Here is a 16,978-nt window from a genome sequence, read left to right on the forward strand (position 1 = left end):
GGGGCCGGATACGGACGCGTTCCGGCCCCACCGTGTAACCGTGGGGGTCGGTCCGAGACCCCGGCCTCAGTTCGGAACTGGAGAGGGACTTCCCATGCGCGACGCTTACCACGAGGAACTCGATTCGATCGGAGAAGGCCTGGTCGAGATGGCCCGGCTGGTCGGCTCGGCGATCGGGCGGGCGACCACGTCCATGCTCGACGCCGACCTGGCTCTGGCGGAGACCGTGATCGCCGGCGACCAGAAGGTCGACGACCTCCAGCACGACCTGGAGGCCCGCGCCATCGCGCTCCTCGCCCGCCAGCAGCCGGTGGCGACCGACCTGCGGATCGTGGTGACCTCGCTGCGGATGAGCGCCGACCTGGAGCGCTCGGGCGACCTCGCCCAGCACGTGGCGAAGCTGGCCCGGCTGCGCTTCCCGCAGACGGCGGTCCCGAACGACCTGCACGCCACCATTCTGGAGATGGGCCAGCTCGCCCAGCGCCTGATGGCCAAGGCGGCCGAGGTCATCATCACCAAGGACGTCGATCTGGCGCTCCAGCTGGAGCAGGACGACGACGAGATGGACCTGCTGCACCGCACGCTGTTCCAGCACCTGATGGACGACCGCTGGAAGCACGGCATCGAGACGGCCGTCGACGTGACGCTGCTGGGCCGCTACTACGAGCGCTTCGCCGACCACGCGGTGTCGGTCGCCAAGCGCGTGGTCTACCTGGTGACGGGCGAGCACGCGGACGAGATCCAGGCGGCGGCCCCGGTCGAGGGCGCGTAACGGCCGCTCGACCGGTTCGCGCGGCTCCGGCTCCGGCGGCTCCGGCAGGCAGCCGCGTTATGCCCGTGGCGGCCATGGACGTACCGGAGTATCAACGGCGTACGCGGGTCGCACTTATGTTCCCGCACGCGTGCGCCGTTGATGCGCCCGCGGGGATGGGCATGCAATGGGGCGGGGGCGACGCCATGGCCGTGAGCGACGGACCGTGCCGTACGTCCCCGGCGGCGGCGCAGCGGCGTCCGCCGCCCAGCCGTATGCCCTGAGGAGGAACCATGGCCGATTCCCCCACGACCGAACCCCAGCAGGAGACCCCGACCGACGTGGTGCGCCGAGCCGTGCTCGGCGCCTGCGGCTGCGGGTCGGGCTGCGGGTGCGGCTGCCAGTCCGGTGCCCCGTGCCAGTGCGGCGGCTGCTCCGGCTGACCCGCGCCGCGTACGAACGCACGGTGCCCGCCCGGCTCACGTTCCGGGCGGGCACCGTGCGCGTCGCCGGTCTCCCCGGGTCAGCCCGCGCGCTCCACCGCCGCGGCGGGTGCGGCCTCCGGCTCGGCCAGGTCCGGCCGGGCCTCGGCCGGTACGGGCGCGGGCTCGGGCAGGACGTCCGCCACCGTGTGCTCCTCGCGCGGCAGGTTGCGCATCAGCAGCCAGTAGCCGCCTCCGGCGACCGTGCCGATCACGGCGCAGGCGGCCCACAGCCAGGCGGCGCCGTAGTGGTCGATCACGAATCCGGACATCAGCGGCGCGACGAGCGCGGCCACCGACCAGGACATCGTGTACATGCCCTGGTAACGGCCCCGGCCCCTGACGGGCGACAACTGCACGACCAGGCCCGTCTGGGTGGGCGCGTTCACGATCTCGGCCAGGGTCCAGACGCAGACGGTGAGGGCGTACGCCGCGACCGACCCGGCGAAGGCGGTGAGCCCGAAGCCGTACCCGGCGAGCAGCGAGGAGATGATCAGCAGCCGGCGCGGGTCGCGGTCCTGGATGAACCGGGTGACGGGGATCTGGAGCACCACGATCAGCACCCCGTTGACGAAGATGGCGGTACCGAAGTCGGAGCTGGACAGCCCGTCCTTCACCATGGCCACCGGCAGCCCCACGTACCCCTGCTGGAAGATCAGCGACACCAGGAACGACAGCCCCACGACCCCCATGTAGCGCCCGTCGCGCAGGACGGTGGTCAACCGCACGTCGTCCTTGGACCGCTTGCCGCCGACGGTCTTCACGGCCGCTTCCTCGGGCCGCGACTCCGGCACCTTCATGAAGACGAGGACGGCGCACACGAGCGTCATCAGGGCCTCGCCGATGAAGCAGGCGAGGTAGCTGTACTCGGCGATGAACCCGGCCCCGGCGGAGGAGATCGCGAAGCCGAGGTTGATGGCCCAGTAGTTGAGCGAGAAGGCCCGGACCCGGTCCTTCGGAGGCACGATGTCGGCCATCATCGCCTGGACGGCGGGGCGCGAGGCGTTGCTCGCCATCCCGACGAAGAACGCCACGGCCGCGATGGCGAACGGGTGCACCATGAACCCGAGCACCAGCACGGACACCGCGGTCGAGAGCTGGGCGATCAGCATGGTGGGCCGCCGCCCGAGCCGGTCGGTCATCACGCCGGCGCCGAGCGAGGAGACGACCCCGCCCAGCCCGTGCAGGGCGGCGACGAGCCCGGCGTACGAAGCGGAGTAGCCCCGGTCCAGGGTCAGATACAGGGCCATGAAGGTCGCGACGAACGCCCCGAGGCGGTTGACCAGGGTGCTGGTCCACAGCCACCAGAACTCGCGGGGCAGCCCGGAGACGGTCTCGCGGGCGGCTGTGCGCAGACCGGCGACGGACATAAGGATTCCCCCCACGGGACGTGCGGAACAAGGTCTCGGGTAACACCCCCGACAACGTCCGAGACATTACGAAGCCCAGCTCCCCGACCGCCACTGGATTGACGCCCGCCGTCAATCGTCCGCCCGCCGGCCCTCCCGGCCCGTGCCCTGTCCGCGTTACGGGCGGGCGCGCGGAGCCCGCACGGGTTCGATTACGCTCGGACTCATGGCCGACGCACCGTACAAGCTGATCCTCCTCCGCCACGGCGAGAGCGAATGGAACGCGAAGAACCTGTTCACCGGTTGGGTGGACGTCAACCTCACCGAAAAGGGCGAGAAGGAAGCGGTCCGCGGCGGTGAGCTGCTCAAGGACGCCGGTCTGCTCCCCGACGTCCTGCACACCTCCCTCCAGCGCCGCGCGATCCGGACCGCCCAGCTGGCCCTGGAATCCGCCGACCGCCTCTGGATCCCGGTCCGCCGCTCCTGGCGCCTGAACGAGCGCCACTACGGCGCGCTCCAGGGCAAGGACAAGGCGCAGACGCTCGCCGAGTTCGGCGAGGAGCAGTTCATGCTGTGGCGCCGCTCGTACGACACCCCGCCGCCGCCGCTGGCCCGCGACGCGGAGTACAGCCAGTTCGACGACCCGCGCTACGCGACGCTCCCCCCGGAGCTGCGCCCGGACACGGAGTGCCTGAAGGACGTCGTCGTCCGCATGCTCCCGTACTGGTTCGACAACATCGTCCCGGACCTCCTCACGGGCCGCACGGTCCTGGTCGCCGCGCACGGCAACAGCCTCCGCGGTCTGGTGAAGCACCTGGACGGCATCTCGGACGAGGAGATCTCGGGCCTCAACATCCCGACGGGCATCCCGCTCTCCTACGAGCTCGACGCCGACTTCAAGCCGCTGAAGCCGGGCGGCACGTACCTGGACCCGGACGCGGCGAAGGCCGCCATCGAGGCCGTGAAGAACCAGGGCAAGAAGAAGTAGTCCGCTCTTCTCCGGCTCACCGAGCCCCCTCCTCGCGGACGGACGGTTTCGTCCGTGAGGAGGGGGCTCGTTCGTGCCGTCGTTCAGCCGGTACTCAGCCGATGCTCAGCCGGTGCCGCTCACGTCGATGACGTCGTCCTTGTCCGGGGGACGGACGTCCAACGGCTCGTCGAAGGCGCTGAACGACACCGTGTTGTCGAACGTGGCGTCCTTGTAGACGACCTTGAGGATGTACGGCTTGCCCTCGGTGGCCACGTGGAAGCCGAATTCGCCCTTGGTCTCCTTGTCGGGCACCTTCAGCAGAACCGTCGGCACTCCGTTGATCTCCGACGATTCGCCCTTGGTGGCCTTGCCGAGCGAGGCGAACTCGTGCGTGCAGTCGGACAGCCCGGCGTCCGGGTTCGACTCGCTGGAATGGTCCTTGATCCACAGTCTCTGCTCGCCCTTGCCCGCGACCTTCCGGCCCGACTCCTCCATGTGGGTCCGATTGGGGCGGACGTAGTCCGACCCGTCGATCCGGATCTGGTCGAGCCGGGCGCCCGAGGCCGACGCCGTCCTGTACGCGCAGGTGGCCTTGAGGTCGGTGACCAGGTGGCTGGACCGGTCCTCGCCCCCGGTCACCTTGGTGGCCGTCTCGATGGTCACCGACTTCAGATCGCTCATCGCGGCGTTCGCGTCGTCGAGCAGCTGGGTGGCGGAGGGTTCCTCCGAGGCGCCGCCGTCCGTGCAGCCGGTCAGCGCGACGCCCGTGACCAGGCACGCCAGGACCGCTGTCGCAGCGGTCGATATCTTTCGCACAAGAACCCCCAGGTGTGAACCCGATCATCTCAGACGGGGTTCCCCTGCCTCAGGCCGCCGGCTTGCGCCAGACCGAGATGTGCTGGTCCGCGTCGTCGGTGAACGGTGCTCCGTGCCAGTCCGCCACGCGCTGTTCCAGCTCCAGCCCGGCGATGCGGGCCATCAGGTCGAGCTCCGCCGGCCAGGCGTAGCGGTGCCGGGAGTCGGCGCGACGGTAGCGGCCGTCCTCGCCGTCGCGGGTGAAGTGGTGCGAGACGAGGATCTGCTCGACCAGGTCGAAGGTGTCGAAGCCGAGATGGCGGTCGGACACGTCGAACGGCACCGCGACCTGGCCCGGTGGCAGGAACCGCAGGGGCGGGACGCCCAGTTCGATGACGAACCTGCCGCCGGGCGCGAGGTGGCGGGCCGCGTTGCGGAAGCACTCGACCTGCTCGTCCTGGGTGAGGAGGTTCGAGATGGTGTTGTAGACGAGGTAGACCAGGGTGAACTCGCCGGGGACGACCGTGGTGGCCATGTCCCCGATGGTCACCGGGAGGGTCTCCTCGTCGACCTTGCGTCGGAGCACCGCCGCCATCGGCTCGGACAGTTCGATGCCCGCCACCGGCACGCCGCGTTCCCGGAGCGGCACGCCCACGCGTCCGGTCCCGATGGCGAACTCCAGCGCCCAGCCGGATCCGGCGAGCCGGGCGAGGAAGGCGAGGGTCGGTTCGAGGGCGGTGGCGGAGGAGTTCTCGGCCTCCTCGGCGTCGTAGCGGTCGGCGGTCTCTCGGCTCCACAGTTCGCTGCTCGTCACGGGCGACCACTCTGCCGGAGGCCCAAGGCCCTGTCGACGCGATTTCGTACGGCCGCCGTCGCGGTCGGTCCCTGCTGCGCGCGGCGTGCTCACGGCCGTCGCCTCCAGGCGTGGACGCCGATCACCGGCCGCCATGACGAACACACCGGCGATGCCGCCCGGGCAGGCCCCCGGCTCCAGGGTGACGGGTTGTCAGTGCTCCCTGTCACCATGGTCATCATGGCGACCTACCTGCTCTCCGACATCGAACAGGCGATCCGCGACAGTTGGAGCGCCGAGACCTGCACCCCGGAGTACCGGGACCGCTGGACTCCGGACAATCCGGCGCGGGACCAGTGCGGCGTGACCGCCATGGTGCTCAACGACCTGCTCGGCGGAGAGCTGATCCGGGGCGAGGTCCATGTCGACGGTGTGCGCACCGACTTCCACTGGTGGAACCGCCTGGGCCCCGGTGTCGATGTCGACCTGACCCGGGAGCAGTTCGGGCCGGAGGAGGCCGTCGTGGGCGGCGACGTCATCGTCAGGCCGCCGGTCGGCGAGTGGCGGCGGCTTCAGGAGGAGTACGCGATCCTGCGCGACCGGGTCGCGGAGAGGATCGGGCGGCGGCACTGAGGCCGGCGGCGGCCCGTGCCCGATCCGTGACCTCGCCCGACCGGCCGAAGTGCCCCTCGTACGCACTACGGTGAGCCCATGCCGTCCGTGTGCTTCCAGGGCAAGGAGATCGGGGAGAGCGATCATGGGTGAGTCTCTGAGGACCTTCGTCGGCGGTGCCGAGGTCGAGGTGCCCAACAGCATCCCGGACATCCGGGCCGCGCTGCCCGAGGAGAGACGCGAGGAGTTCGATCTCGCGATCAACGAGGCCGGGGTGCACGAGATCCAGTCCGTCATGCGGCACTGGATGCTGGAGGCCGTCCCCGATCCCGAGGCCGAGAAGATCCTGGACCGGCTGGCGCAGGACGAGGCCGAGAGGCGGAGCGTCGCTTGAGCTTCCGCATCTCCTACGCACCGCCGGCCGACGACACCCTGGCCAAGATGCGCGGCGGCGAGTCCTTCCGGGACGAGATGGCCCGCACCCTCGGTGAGGAGCCGTACGGCCACGCGTCCTCCGCCGTCAAGAGCGAACAGGACCGGCGCGAGGCGACCGTCTCCGGGGCCATCGTCCTGTACTACGTCTCCCGATCCGTCCTGACCGTCACCGTCGTCCGCCTCGTTCCCCTGCCCTGACCGTCCAAGCCTCGCTCCCCCCTGCCCTGACCGCCCGAGAGGCGGGAGGGAAGGGCAGGGAGCGCGGCACGGCGTCCGTACGCGTCAGGCGAGCTTCTTGTCCTGCGCCGCCACGACCTCCGCCGGCAGCTCGAGCTTCACGTCGCCGCCCGCCGCAGCCAGGTTGAAGGAGAAGAACGTCGCCACGGTGCCCTCCTTGCGCAGCGCCACCAGCTTGAACGGAGCCGTGTCGCCGTCGTCCTCGGAGGTGACCGTCCAGGCCGCGGCCTCGTCGCCGCCGGTGACCTTGTCCTCGGCGATCGAGGCGACCTTCGTCGGCGTGCCCGCGACCGTGGCGGTGAAGCCGCCCGCGCAGTCCGCCGCGGCCTTCTTGAGCGCGGCGAACGCGTCCGGGCCCGCGGTCCCCTCGTACGAGTGCAGCGCGACGAAGGTGGACGTCAGGTCGAAGGCGTCCATGAACGCCTTCTCGGCCTCGCCGTCCGCCATGTCCTCCAGCGACTTCTTCTTGCCGTCGGTCTTCGGCTCGTCGATCACCTTGCGCTTCGTGGTGGCCACCGAACCCTTCTGCGCCACGCCGAACATGGCGTGGGCGACGGGCAGGCAGCCTTCCTTGTCGACCGTGACACCGTCCGCCGGGACCTCGTCGGCCGGGCCGGCCTTCGTGATCTTGCGGCCCTGGACGTCGCCCTGCACGAGGGTGGCCTTCTCCAGCTCGGCGGCGGTGAGCGCCTTGGCCGGGGTCTTCGGCGCCGAGGCGCTGCCGCCCGCGGCGTCCTTCCCGTCCTTCTTGTCGACGTCCGACGTTCCGCCGCAGGCGGTGGCCAGCAGGGTGAGTGCGGCAGCGGAGGCGGCGAGGGCGGTGCGGCGTACGGCAGTGGGGCGCATGGTTCTACTTCCTGCAATCTCCGGTTCGGAAGCAACCGCCCTGGCCCCGTACGGCACTTCGGCTCCGTCCGGGACGGGCCGTCGCAGTGATCCACACCTTACGATCGAACCTGTGAGCGATGACCGGTCCGGTGACACCCTCCGGTGATCGTGATTCTGCTGTGATCATCCTGTGAACTCACTGTGTGGCTCCGCTGTACAACCCCGCGGCCGCCCACGCGACATGGAGGGGCTTCACCCCGTATGTCCGGCCGCATCCCCGCCCCGCCCCTCGCCCGGATCCTCGACGCCCTCGGGGTCGGCGAACACGACATCGCCTCGCACGCCACCCTCACCGGCGGCACGTACAACACCGTCACCCGCGTCACGCTCACCGACGGCCGCGACTGGGTGGTCAAGACGCCCCCGCCGCACGCCGACGCCCTGCGGTACGAACGCGACCTCCTCGTCAACGAGGTCGCGTTCTACACCGCCGCCGCACAGGCCGGTGGCCCCGCCGTCCCCCGCGTCGTCCGCAGCGAGCCGGACCCGGCCTCGCCGACCGGCGCGTACCTGGTCATGACCGCCCGCCCCGGCCGCCCCTGGCACGAGGCCGGCGGAGCCGCGGGCGTCGACGACGAGCCCGGGTTGCGCGCCGAACTCGGCGGCCTCGTCGGCCGGTTGCACACGGTGACCGGAACCGCCGGATTCGGCTATCCCGCCGAGCCGTTCGGGCCGCTCGCCCCCACCTGGCGGGGCGCGTTCACGGCGATGACGAAGGCCGTGCTCGCCGACGCCGAGACCTACGGGGCACGGCTGCCGTATCCCGTCGACCACATCCGTACGGTGCTGGCGGACGCGGCCCGCGTACTGGACGACGTCACCCGGCCCGCCCTCGTCCACTTCGACCTGTGGCCGGGAAACCTGCTGGTCACGGGAGACCCCGGCGCCCGCAGCATCGGAGGGATCATCGACGGGGAGCGGATGTTCTGGGGCGACCCGGTGGCCGACTTCGTCTCCCTCGCGCTCTTCTCCGACATCGAGCGGGACCGGGACTTCCTCGACGGGTACGCCCGGTCCACCGGCGGGGCGGTGGAGTTCACGGACTCGCTGCGGACCCGCTACGCGCTGTACCGGAGCTACCTCTACCTCATCATGCTGGTCGAGACGGCGCCCCGCGCGGTCGGGCCCGAAGCCGCCGAGCAGACCTGGGAGTTGGTCGCGCCCCATCTCGTCGACGCCCTGGAAGCGGCTCGTGGTGGCGGCGTCTGACCGGCGCGTCCGTGGTGGCGTGGGCCGACCCCAGGCAGGTGGGTGGGTGGGTGGGCGGTCGCCGATGAGGAGCGTCAGCTGTCGGACGGACGCCGGGTCAGATGGCTGAACGCGTCCAGGTTCCGGGTGGACTCGCCGCGCGACACCCGCCACGCGTACTCCTTGCGGATCGAGCTCGCGAATCCGAGCTCCAGGAGGGTGTTGAACGCCCCGTCGGCCGCTTCGAGCACCACGCCGAGCAGCCGGTCCAGCTCCCCGGGAGTGACCACCGACAGCGGCAGCTTGCCGACCAGATAGACGTCGCCGAGCGAGTCGATCGCGTAACTCACGCCGAAGAGGCGGAGGTTGCGCTCCAGGAGCCAGCGGTGCACCTCGGCGTCGTTCTCGTCGGGGTGCCGGACGACGAACGCGTTGAGGGAGAGGGAGTGCTTGCCGACGATCAGCGAGCAGGTCGTCGACAGCTTGCGGGTGCCGGGCAGCGTCACGACGTAGTTGCCGCGCCCGGGGCTCTCCCATACGAGCCCGGCGTCGTTCAGCGTCGCCTCGATGACCTGGGCCGCTGCTGTCTCGTCCGGTACGTCAGCCATGCAGCGAGCGTACGACAGGGGCCCGCCGCACACAGCACGGGACCGGCGGCGTCCGCCCCCGCGCGCGGGGCGTCAGCCGTGGTGCGCCCGGGCCCGGCGGCGGTGGTCGCAGAGCGCGGCCGTGTACACGTCGGCGGTCGCGGAGGCGGCCGTGTCCCAGCCGAAGGACTGGGCGTGCGCCGCGGCGGCCGCCCCCATCCGCTCGACCAGCTCCGGCGCGTCCGCGAACCGCGCGAGCGCACGGGCGTACGCCTCCGGGTCGTGCCCCTCCACCAGGAAGCCGCCGACCCCGTCGCGCACCGCCACCGGCAGCCCGCCCACGGCCGCGGCGACCACCGGGGTGCCTGCCGCCTGCGCCTCTATGGCGACCAGCCCGAAGGACTCGCTGTACGACGGCATGACCAGCACGGACGCGGCGCGGAACCAGTCGGCGAGCCGGTCCTGGCCCACCGGCGGATGGAACCGTACGACGTCGGCGATGCCGAGGCGGGCGGCCAGCTTCTGGAGCCCCTCGGGCTTGGCGAGTCCGCTGCCGCTCGGGCCGCCGACCACCGGCACGACGATGCGGGAGCGCAGGGACGGGTCCCGGTCCAGGAGCACCGCCACGGCGCGCAGCAGCACGTCGGGGGCCTTCAGCGGCTGGATGCGGCCCGCGAAGAGCGGGATCAGCGCGTCCTGCGGCAGGCCGAGCCGGGCCCGCGCGGCGGCGCGGCCGTCGCCGGGCCGGAAGCGGTCCAGGTTGACGCCGGGGTGCACGACGGCGACCGCGGCGGGATCGGCGTCGTAGAAGCGGACGAGCTCGTCGGCCTCCTCGGCGGTGTTGGCGATCAGCCGGTCGGAGGCGTTCACGATCTGGGTCTCGCCGATGACCCGGGCGGCCGGCTCGGGGGTGTCGCCCTCGGCGAGCGCGGCGTTCTTGACCTTGGCCATGGTGTGCATGGCGTGCACGAGCGGGACGCCCCAGCGCTGGGCGGCGAGCCAGCCGACCTGGCCGGAGAGCCAGTAGTGGGAGTGCACGAGGTCGTAGTAGCCGGGGCGCTGGCCGGCCCAGGCCTGCATCACGCCGTGCGTGAAGGCGCAGAGCTGGGCGGGCAGCTCCTCCTTGGCGAGTCCCTCGTACGGCCCGGCGTCGACGTGCCGGACCAGCACGCCGGGCGCCAGCTCGACCGCGGGGTCCAGCGAACCGGTGGTGGACCGGGTGAAGATCTCGACCTCGATGTTGATCGCGGCGAGGCGCTTGGCCAGTTCGACGATGTAGACGTTCATCCCGCCCGCGTCGCCCGTGCCGGGCTGGTGGAGCGGGGACGTGTGCACGGAGAGCATCGCGATGCGGCGTGGCTTGCGGGAGGCTCCGGAGAAGCCTCCGGGGAACCTGAGACGCGCGGCCGTGCGGGTGGAGCCGAGCCGGGAGACGTACTGGCTCACCTCGTCGGTCCTCCTCGATCGGGGCATGCTGGCCGGAGGGCACGGAGCTCCTCCGAAGTGCGAGAACAGTGGAATCCCGTCTTTCATTTCCGCTTTGCCAAATCATTACGCTGCCGGGCGGCGCGTCGCACGGCAACGGCGGGACGCCCTGGCCTCCGTCCCGTCCCTTCCCGCCCCGCCCCGTCGCATACGCTCGACCCATGCGCCAGCGCCCCATCGGCACCGCCACCCGCGGGACCACGAACCCGAACCGGCTGCGCCGCATGGACCGCTGGATCGCCGACGCGCACGGCCCCGCCCTGCGCCGCGCCGGGACCCCGGCGGCCGTCGACCTCGGGTACGGCGCGGCCCCCTGGACCGCGGTCGAACTGCTGGACCGGCTGCGCACCGCCGAGCCGCGCACCGTGGTGGCGGGCATCGAGATCGACCCGGAGCGGGTCGCCGCCGCGCAGCCGTACGCCCGTGAGGGCCTCACCTTCGTGCACGGCGGCTTCGAGGTCCCGCTGGACGTCCGGCCCCTGCTCATCCGGGCGGCGAACGTGCTGCGCCAGTACGACGAGGACCAGGTCGCCGAGGTCTGGGGGCGGCTGTGCTCCCGCCTCGCCCCGGACGGGCTCCTGGTGGAGGGGACGTGCGACGAGATCGGGCGCCGGCACGTCTGGGTGGCGCTGGGGCCCGAGGGCCCGCGCACGGTCACCTTCGCGACACGGCTCGGCTCGCTGGACCGCCCCTCGGACCTCGCGGAACGCCTGCCGAAGGCACTGATCCACCGCAACGTGCCGGGCGAGCCGGTCCACGCGTTCCTGCGGGACTTCGACCGGGCCTGGGCGACGGCCTCCCCGTACGCCTCGCTCGGTGCGCGGCAGCGCTGGATCGCGGCGGTGCGGGCGCTGTCGGCCGACTGGCCGGTGACGGACGGGGTACGGCGGTGGCGGCAGGGCGAGATCACCGTGCCGTGGGACGCGCTGCGGCCCAACGGTCACTGACCCTTGCCCGGAAGGGCAGAAATCCTTCGCTCCGGGAACGCCGCAGGGGCATCGTTCGTCCCCGTAGGGGGAGATGGCGCAGGTCGTAGCGGGTCGCGCCGGGGGAATCATGACGAAGTGGCCCTGCGGGGGCGGTATGTGACGCGTCAGGTGCCGTCGGCCTCTGTTGCTTTACGGGACGACATGGCACGATCGCGACGTTACCCAGAAGTTACTGACGGTAAGTCAGATGTACGTTGTCGCCTTCGCCCGGAGACGGACCCGGAGCAACAACCTGGAGGGGGAGTTCGTGAACCGACGCCACTGCGCCACTGCCGCCATCACGCTGGTCTGTGCACTGGCCCTGCTGACGTCCACGGGCCAGGCCGTGGCCGCGCCGACACCGGAGCCCTCAACCTCCCCGTCCGCCTCCACCGCCGGCTCGCCGCCCCGCTACTCCAACGCGGACCTCGAAAAGGTCCGCGAGCAGATCGACACGCTGTACCGGAAGGCGGCCGCGGCGACGGACGCGTACAACCTCGCCGAGGAGCAGACGAAGAAGCAGTCCGGCGAGATCGTGAAGCTGGCCAAGGCGATCGTCGACGGCCAGGCCCGTATCGCCGCACTGAAGGACCGGGCCGGGGCCCAGGCCCGCGAGCAGTACCGCAACGGCGGCCTGCCGCCCGGCGCGCAGCTGGCCCTGAGCAACGACCCGAAGCTCTTCCTGGACGGGATCAACGAGGTCCGCCAGAGCCAGCAGGCCTCGAAGTCGCTCCTGACCGATCTGAACCAGACGCAGGAGGACCTGGAGACGTACACCCAGGACGCCAGCGCGAACTGGGAGAAGCTGGAGACGACCCGGGTCAAGCAGGCCAAGGCCAAGAAGAAGATCAACGCCCAGATCAAGGCCGCAGAGAAGATCGAATCGCAGCTGGAGGAGAAGGAGCGCGACCGGCTCCGCCAGCTGGAGCGGGCCGCCGCGGACAAGGCGCAGACCGCCTGGCTCTCCTCCGGCGCCGTCAAGGACGTCAGCGGCGAGGCGAGCGAGGGCGGGGCGGCGGCGGTGGCCTTCGCGACGGCGCAGATAGGCAAGCCGTACGTCTGGGGGGCCGAGGGTCCCGGCTCGTACGACTGCTCGGGGCTGACCTCGCAGGCGTGGCTGGCGGCGAAGCGCCCGATCCCGCGCACCTCGCAGGAGCAGTGGCGGCTGCTGCCGCGTATCGACATCCGGGACATGCGCCCCGGTGACCTGATCATCTACCACGCCGACGCCAGCCACGTCGGGATGTACGTCGGCGACGGCGCGATCGTCCACTCCCCGCGCCCCGGCCGCAACGTCACGCTGGCGGGCGCGGGCTCGATGAAGATCCTCGGCGTGGTCCGCCCGGACAAGTAGGAACGGCCGGACAAGAGGGACCGGCCGGATAAGCAGGACCGGCCGGACAAGAAGGAACGGCCGGACAAGCAGGACCGGCTGGGCGGGAAGGATCGGCCGGACAGGAGGCACGGCCCTCGCGAGGACGTGCTCCTGCCCGAGGCAGGCCCCTCGGGGGGGGCCGTGCGTCCGGCCGGGGGCGAGGCCCTCGGGAAGTCCCGCCGCCTGCCCGGGGCAAGACTCTCGCGAGGCCGTGACCGGGGCCACGTGACCGGGGCCACGCCGCCGCTGACGGGCGCGTGATGTTTGTCATGCGCGCTTCTGCGCCGTTATCGCGGCCCATCGCGCCGGATCCGTGTCGGGACGCGGCTTATGGCGGCGCGTACGACGGGGGCCGGTCCCCGTGCGCCATTCCGTTCCCCCACCGCGGAGCGCTATCGTCCCCGACTGGCGGATCGTCGATCGTCGACCCGCCGCGCCCTCGGGGGGAGGGAAGGAAACTCGAACCGATGCCCGTACCCGTACCGCAGCAGCGATCCGTTCCCGCTGCGGAGACCTCGCACGGCGACCTCACCCTGCTGGTGATCGAGGACGACCCGGCGGGCACCACCATCACCGTCCCCGAACTCTCGGCGGCGGCCGGGACCCGGGTCCGTATCCGTACCGCCCGCAACCTCACCGAGGCCGCGCGGCTGCTCACCGACGACGTCGACTGCATCCTGCTGGACCTGGCGCTGTCCGTCACGGGCGGCGGGTCCGGCCCCGGCACGCCCGCCACGGACGCCGGGACGGCCGGCAGCGGGCCCTCCGGCGGCGGATCGCTGCCCGAGCCCGTGTCCGGGCGGGCCGACGAGCTGACGGCCCTCACCCACGTACTCCGCATCGCGCCGCTGCACGCGGTCCTCGCGCTGACCGCTCAGGACGACACGGAGCTGGCGGCCGAGGCGGTCCGGGTCGGGGCGCAGGACTACCTCTTCCGGGGCGAGCTGGACGCACGTGTCCTGAGCCGCGCCATCCGGTACGCCGTGGAGCGCAAGCGCGCCGACATCGCCCAGCACCAGCTGACCGAGTCCCGGCTGCGCGCCCAGGAGAACGCCCGCCTGGAGCGCGGCCTGCTCCCCACCCCGCTGCTGGACGGCTCCGGCCTGAGCTTCGCCGCCCGCTACCGCCCCGGCCGCAGCCGCGCCCTCCTCGGCGGCGACTTCTACGACGTCGTCCGCACCCCGGACGGCACGGTGCACGCGATGATCGGCGACGTCTGCGGACACGGCCCGGACGAGGCGGCGCTCGGCGTCGAGCTGCGGATCGCCTGGCGGGCGCTGACCCTGGCCGGGCTGTGCGGGGACGAGCTGCTCTCCACGCTCCAGCAGGTGCTGGAGCACGAGCGGCAGAGCGAGGAGATCTTCGCGACGCTCTGCACCGTGGACATCGCGCCGGACGGGCGACGGGCCGGGCTCTGCCTGGCCGGACACCCCGCACCGCTGCTCGCCCGCCAGGGCCTGCCCGCCCGGCTGCTCCCGTACGAGGACGGCGGCCCGGCCCTGGGACTGCTGCCGCGGGCCAGGTGGCCGCGTCGCCAGGTCGAGCTGGGCGGCGCCTGGAGCCTGATGATGTACACGGACGGGCTCATCGAGGGGCGCGTGGGGACCGGAGGCAGCGAGCGGCTCGGCCAGGACGGCATGGTCGCGATGGTCAACAGCCGGCTGGAACAGGGGCTGGCGGGCGAGGAGCTGCTGGAGGCGGCGGTCGCCGAGGTGCGGGAGCTGAACGGCGGCGAGCTGACCGACGACGTGGCGGTCCTGCTGCTGGGCCGCGATCCGGAGCGGACACGACGATGGGGCGGCAGCGCACCGCGCTCCCACCCCGTGTCCGTCGACCGGCCGCCGTCCCCGCCCGTGAAGGCGGCGGGGGCTCAGCGCCCGCCGTTGTAGGGACCGTACGGACCGTCGCTGCTGGAACCGCCGCTGCGGCCACCGCCGCCCGAGACCGCCTTGAGCGCGGGACGCACGTCGACCATGAACACGATCGACGCGACCACGCCCGCGAGCTGCAGGAAGAGCATGGGGATCAGCAGGTTCACGGCGACGGCGACACCGAGGATCACCAGCCAGAAGGATTTCTTCTTCTTGTCGGCGGCCCGGTAGGCGTCCTCACGGGCGGTCGCCGCGAAGACGAACGCGACCACGGCCAGCACCAGCATCGCCAGATAGAGCAGCTGGAGGACCGAGCCGAACGCTGAGAGCAACATGGTGTGTACCGCCTAGTGAGTGGATGAGCGCCCTGCGGCCGGAAGGGCCAAGGTACCGGGACAACGAGCCGGCCACCCGTAAAGGTGCCCGCCCCGCGCCCCGGTCACGCGTACCGCTTTCCGCGTCCCGGTAGGACCCGTGGGGGTCACTCGCCGGCGGGCGGCGGGGTCTTCCTGGCCGCGGGCTTGCGCGGCGCGGGCGTCTTCTTGGCGGGCGCGGCCTTGGCCTCGGCGGACTTCACCGGGGCGGCGGGCTTGGCCTTGGTCGCGGCGGGCGCCGACTTCGCCGGGGCGGCGGGAGCGGGCTTCGTCGCGGCGGGAGCGGGCTTCGTCGCGGCGGGAGCGGGCTTCGTCGCGGCGGGCGCGCTCTTCGTCGCGGCCTTGGGCTTGGGCTCGGCCTCGACGACGGCGGCGATCTCGACGATCTCCTCGGCCGTCTCCCCGCGCCAGGTCCGTACGGTCTGCTCGCCGTGCTCGGCGACCTTCTCGTACGTCTCCCGGGCCTTGATGGCGTATTCGGCGGCCACTCCCACGCTGCGGAGCGCCAGGTCCTGCGCGTTCTCGCCCAGCTTCTTCAGGTCGGCGGCGTCGAACGAGCCGAACACCTCGGTGACCTTCGCCTGCACGGTGGCCTGGGCCTCCTTGGCCTGCGTGGTCACCTTCTCCTGCACGGCCTTGGGGTCGGTGTTGCGCACGGCGTCGATCCGCTCGGGCGCCTCGGCCCGCAGCTGCTCGATCAGCGCCGGAACCTTGCGCGCCTGCTGCACGGCCAGGTCGGCCGTGCCGGCGGCGAAGTAGAGGGGGGTGGGGTCGGTGAGGGTCTTGCGCAGGTCATCGGTGATGGCCATGACTGTGGTCCTCCCGGATCATCAGAACCAGCTGTTCAGCTGTGAGGGTCTTGGTCTTCGGTGGCGTCCGCACCGGCGTCGTCGCCGTTGCGGGGCCCGGCATCGCGGCCCGCGTCCGCATCCGCTTTCGCGTCCGCACCGGGTATCGCGTCCGCACCGGCTTCCGCATCCGCATCCGCGTCCGCATCGGGCCCGGGGACGAATCCGTTCTCGCGGCGGAAGGAGTCGTAGATCTGCAGCAGCACGTTCTTCTGCCGCTCGTTGATCGACGGATCGGCCAGAATGACCGCCCGCGTCTCCAGCTCCTCCCGCTCCCGCTCGTCGAGGATCCCCGCACGGACGTACAGGGTCTCGGCCGAGATCCGCAGCGCCTTGGCGACCTGCTGGAGCACGTCCGCGCTGGGCTTGCGCAGACCGCGCTCGATCTGGCTGAGATACGGGTTCGACACCCCGGTCGCGTCGGCGAGCTGCCGCAGCGAGAGCTGCGCTGCACGGCGCTGCTCCCGCAGGTACTCACCGAGATTGCCGACGTTGAGTGATGCCATGACCCGATACTGCAACACCCCCGCTAACTTTTGCAAGCACATGCTTGCAAAAGTGTCGCGTGCCACTGCGCTCGGCGCGGTGACGTTCGGCACCGGTGTCCGTCCTCAGTAGATGTGGCGAGTCCCAGTGGTTCTGGCGAACGACCTGGCGGAGTACAGCACCGAGCTGACGAGCGACGTCACCGCGGCCCATGGCGGTGACGGTGGCGAGTCGGTGTGCGGAGGGTACGGCCGGGTGCTGGCGTGGCTGCCCCTGGCCACCGCCAACCGCAACCCCTCCATGGCCGAGTTCGCGTACGACCCGGACGGCGGGGGCGTCTACGAGGACTTCTCCACCCGGCCCGTACTCACGCTCTGAACCACCCCGGACCGGCCCGAGGCTCACCGCGCGGGCCGTCCCACCGGCCGGTCGTTCGGCGCCGAGCCCGCCGACCAGACGGTTGAGAAAGCGGGTGAACGGGGCT

19 protein-coding genes and 1 pseudogene are annotated in these 16,978 nt (G+C 71.7%); 11 read left to right on the top strand and 9 right to left on the bottom strand.

Annotated elements, in window-relative coordinates; genetic code table 11:
* Positions 1–94 precede the first annotated feature (94 nt).
* Together phoU and OG245_RS16895 are read left to right on the top strand one after the other, a co-directional pair.
* Positions 95–772 carry a phosphate signaling complex protein PhoU gene (gene phoU / locus OG245_RS16890; protein WP_215108035.1) on the top strand — a complete coding sequence of 226 codons (678 nt, stop codon included), beginning with the start codon at positions 95–97 and terminating at the stop codon, positions 770–772.
* Positions 773–1,044: 272 nt separating this feature from the next.
* Complete coding sequence (locus OG245_RS16895; protein WP_371624353.1) at positions 1,045–1,194, top strand: hypothetical protein; 150 nt, start codon at positions 1,045–1,047, stop codon at positions 1,192–1,194.
* Positions 1,195–1,274: 80 nt separating this feature from the next.
* On the opposite strand, the gene OG245_RS16900 is transcribed toward OG245_RS16895, so the two are convergent.
* Positions 1,275–2,603: an MDR family MFS transporter gene (locus tag OG245_RS16900; RefSeq protein WP_371624354.1), complete on the bottom strand. Its 1,329-nt coding sequence runs from the start codon at positions 2,601–2,603 to the stop codon at positions 1,275–1,277.
* Between the two features lie 205 nt (positions 2,604–2,808).
* On the opposite strand from OG245_RS16900, the gene OG245_RS16905 reads away from it, so the two are divergent.
* Positions 2,809–3,570: a phosphoglyceromutase gene (locus OG245_RS16905; RefSeq protein ID WP_371624355.1), complete on the top strand. Its 762-nt coding sequence runs from the start codon at positions 2,809–2,811 to the stop codon at positions 3,568–3,570.
* A 105-nt stretch (positions 3,571–3,675) separates the two neighbouring features.
* Here OG245_RS16905 and OG245_RS16910 read toward each other — a convergent pair whose 3' ends face one another.
* On the bottom strand, positions 3,676–4,368 hold the full coding sequence (locus tag OG245_RS16910; protein WP_371624356.1) for a hypothetical protein: 693 nt from the start codon (positions 4,366–4,368) through the stop codon (positions 3,676–3,678).
* Between the two features lie 49 nt (positions 4,369–4,417).
* Entirely contained in the window at positions 4,418–5,161 is a 744-nt protein-coding gene (locus tag OG245_RS16915) for a class I SAM-dependent methyltransferase (protein ID WP_371624357.1), read from the bottom strand.
* A 219-nt stretch (positions 5,162–5,380) separates the two neighbouring features.
* Between OG245_RS16915 and OG245_RS16920 the strand changes: the two genes are divergently transcribed.
* The 3 genes from OG245_RS16920 (at position 5,381) to OG245_RS16930 (ending at position 6,385) form a co-directional block, all read left to right on the top strand.
* Positions 5,381–5,773 carry a hypothetical protein gene (locus OG245_RS16920; RefSeq protein WP_371624358.1) on the top strand — a complete coding sequence of 131 codons (393 nt, stop codon included), beginning with the start codon at positions 5,381–5,383 and terminating at the stop codon, positions 5,771–5,773.
* A gap of 124 nt (positions 5,774–5,897) precedes the next feature.
* Positions 5,898–6,146: a hypothetical protein gene (locus OG245_RS16925; RefSeq protein ID WP_371624359.1), complete on the top strand. Its 249-nt coding sequence runs from the start codon at positions 5,898–5,900 to the stop codon at positions 6,144–6,146.
* Positions 6,143–6,385 carry a hypothetical protein gene (locus tag OG245_RS16930; protein ID WP_073806117.1) on the top strand — a complete coding sequence of 81 codons (243 nt, stop codon included), beginning with the start codon at positions 6,143–6,145 and terminating at the stop codon, positions 6,383–6,385. The genes OG245_RS16925 and OG245_RS16930 overlap by 4 nt, the downstream gene beginning before the upstream one ends.
* Before the next feature lie 84 nt (positions 6,386–6,469).
* On the opposite strand, the gene OG245_RS16935 is transcribed toward OG245_RS16930, so the two are convergent.
* Positions 6,470–7,270, bottom strand: coding sequence for a hypothetical protein (locus OG245_RS16935; protein ID WP_371624360.1), 801 nt, complete (start codon positions 7,268–7,270; stop codon positions 6,470–6,472).
* A gap of 243 nt (positions 7,271–7,513) precedes the next feature.
* Between OG245_RS16935 and OG245_RS16940 the strand changes: the two genes are divergently transcribed.
* A complete protein-coding gene (locus OG245_RS16940) occupies positions 7,514–8,521 on the top strand; it encodes a phosphotransferase family protein (protein ID WP_371624361.1) in 1,008 nt (335 codons plus the stop codon).
* Positions 8,522–8,595: 74 nt separating this feature from the next.
* Here the strand turns inward: OG245_RS16940 and OG245_RS16945 are convergent, their stop codons facing one another.
* Together OG245_RS16945 and mshA are read right to left on the bottom strand one after the other, a co-directional pair.
* On the bottom strand, positions 8,596–9,108 hold the full coding sequence (locus OG245_RS16945) for a YbjN domain-containing protein (protein WP_371624362.1): 513 nt from the start codon (positions 9,106–9,108) through the stop codon (positions 8,596–8,598).
* A 72-nt stretch (positions 9,109–9,180) separates the two neighbouring features.
* The gene (mshA, locus tag OG245_RS16950; RefSeq protein WP_371624363.1) at positions 9,181–10,533 is read right to left on the bottom strand and encodes a D-inositol-3-phosphate glycosyltransferase; all 1,353 of its coding nucleotides are present in this window, start codon (positions 10,531–10,533) and stop codon (positions 9,181–9,183) included.
* A 200-nt stretch (positions 10,534–10,733) separates the two neighbouring features.
* Between mshA and OG245_RS16955 the strand changes: the two genes are divergently transcribed.
* The 3 genes from OG245_RS16955 to OG245_RS16965 all read left to right on the top strand — a co-directional run bounded on the left by OG245_RS16955 (position 10,734) and on the right by OG245_RS16965 (position 14,804).
* Complete coding sequence (locus OG245_RS16955) at positions 10,734–11,519, top strand: class I SAM-dependent methyltransferase (protein WP_371624364.1); 786 nt, start codon at positions 10,734–10,736, stop codon at positions 11,517–11,519.
* A gap of 289 nt (positions 11,520–11,808) precedes the next feature.
* Positions 11,809–12,894, top strand: a complete 1,086-nt coding sequence (locus OG245_RS16960; protein ID WP_371627905.1) for an NlpC/P60 family protein — start codon at positions 11,809–11,811, stop codon at positions 12,892–12,894.
* Between the two features lie 488 nt (positions 12,895–13,382).
* Positions 13,383–14,804, top strand: a complete 1,422-nt coding sequence (locus OG245_RS16965; RefSeq protein WP_371624365.1) for a PP2C family protein-serine/threonine phosphatase — start codon at positions 13,383–13,385, stop codon at positions 14,802–14,804.
* On the opposite strand, the gene OG245_RS16970 is transcribed toward OG245_RS16965, so the two are convergent.
* The 3 genes from OG245_RS16970 to OG245_RS16980 all read right to left on the bottom strand — a co-directional run bounded on the left by OG245_RS16970 (position 14,786) and on the right by OG245_RS16980 (position 16,514).
* On the bottom strand, positions 14,786–15,121 hold the full coding sequence (locus OG245_RS16970; RefSeq protein WP_286022883.1) for a DUF2516 family protein: 336 nt from the start codon (positions 15,119–15,121) through the stop codon (positions 14,786–14,788). The genes OG245_RS16965 and OG245_RS16970 overlap by 19 nt on opposite strands.
* Positions 15,122–15,267: 146 nt before the next feature.
* Positions 15,268–15,969: a hypothetical protein gene (locus OG245_RS16975; protein WP_371624366.1), complete on the bottom strand. Its 702-nt coding sequence runs from the start codon at positions 15,967–15,969 to the stop codon at positions 15,268–15,270.
* Between the two features lie 35 nt (positions 15,970–16,004).
* Entirely contained in the window at positions 16,005–16,514 is a 510-nt protein-coding gene (locus tag OG245_RS16980) for a helix-turn-helix domain-containing protein (RefSeq protein ID WP_371624367.1), read from the bottom strand.
* Positions 16,515–16,668: 154 nt separating this feature from the next.
* Here OG245_RS16980 and OG245_RS16985 point away from each other — a divergent pair.
* Positions 16,669–16,872, top strand: a pseudogene (locus tag OG245_RS16985) (hypothetical protein); the annotation flags it as partial.
* Between the last annotated feature and the right edge of the window lie 106 nt (positions 16,873–16,978).

Origin of the sequence: Streptomyces sp. NBC_01116, from assembly GCF_041435495.1 — a bacterium.
Lineage (GTDB): Bacteria > Actinomycetota > Actinomycetes > Streptomycetales > Streptomycetaceae > Streptomyces.

What these genes read in the sequence shown, in the direction of transcription:
- OG245_RS16920 (WP_371624358.1), top strand. Translation starts at nt 5,381, where the DNA reads ATGGCGACCTACCTGCTCTCCGACATCGAACAGGCGATCCGCGACAGT.
- OG245_RS16975 (WP_371624366.1), bottom strand. Translation starts at nt 15,969, where the DNA reads ATGGCCATCACCGATGACCTGCGCAAGACCCTCACCGACCCCACCCCC.
- OG245_RS16925 (WP_371624359.1), top strand. Translation starts at nt 5,898, where the DNA reads ATGGGTGAGTCTCTGAGGACCTTCGTCGGCGGTGCCGAGGTCGAGGTG.
- phoU (WP_215108035.1), top strand. Translation starts at nt 95, where the DNA reads ATGCGCGACGCTTACCACGAGGAACTCGATTCGATCGGAGAAGGCCTG.
- OG245_RS16900 (WP_371624354.1), bottom strand. Translation starts at nt 2,603, where the DNA reads ATGTCCGTCGCCGGTCTGCGCACAGCCGCCCGCGAGACCGTCTCCGGG.
- OG245_RS16955 (WP_371624364.1), top strand. Translation starts at nt 10,734, where the DNA reads ATGCGCCAGCGCCCCATCGGCACCGCCACCCGCGGGACCACGAACCCG.
- OG245_RS16940 (WP_371624361.1), top strand. Translation starts at nt 7,514, where the DNA reads ATGTCCGGCCGCATCCCCGCCCCGCCCCTCGCCCGGATCCTCGACGCC.
- OG245_RS16935 (WP_371624360.1), bottom strand. Translation starts at nt 7,270, where the DNA reads ATGCGCCCCACTGCCGTACGCCGCACCGCCCTCGCCGCCTCCGCTGCC.
- OG245_RS16965 (WP_371624365.1), top strand. Translation starts at nt 13,383, where the DNA reads ATGCCCGTACCCGTACCGCAGCAGCGATCCGTTCCCGCTGCGGAGACC.
- OG245_RS16895 (WP_371624353.1), top strand. Translation starts at nt 1,045, where the DNA reads ATGGCCGATTCCCCCACGACCGAACCCCAGCAGGAGACCCCGACCGAC.
- OG245_RS16980 (WP_371624367.1), bottom strand. Translation starts at nt 16,514, where the DNA reads ATGGCATCACTCAACGTCGGCAATCTCGGTGAGTACCTGCGGGAGCAG.
- OG245_RS16945 (WP_371624362.1), bottom strand. Translation starts at nt 9,108, where the DNA reads ATGGCTGACGTACCGGACGAGACAGCAGCGGCCCAGGTCATCGAGGCG.
- OG245_RS16970 (WP_286022883.1), bottom strand. Translation starts at nt 15,121, where the DNA reads ATGTTGCTCTCAGCGTTCGGCTCGGTCCTCCAGCTGCTCTATCTGGCG.
- OG245_RS16905 (WP_371624355.1), top strand. Translation starts at nt 2,809, where the DNA reads ATGGCCGACGCACCGTACAAGCTGATCCTCCTCCGCCACGGCGAGAGC.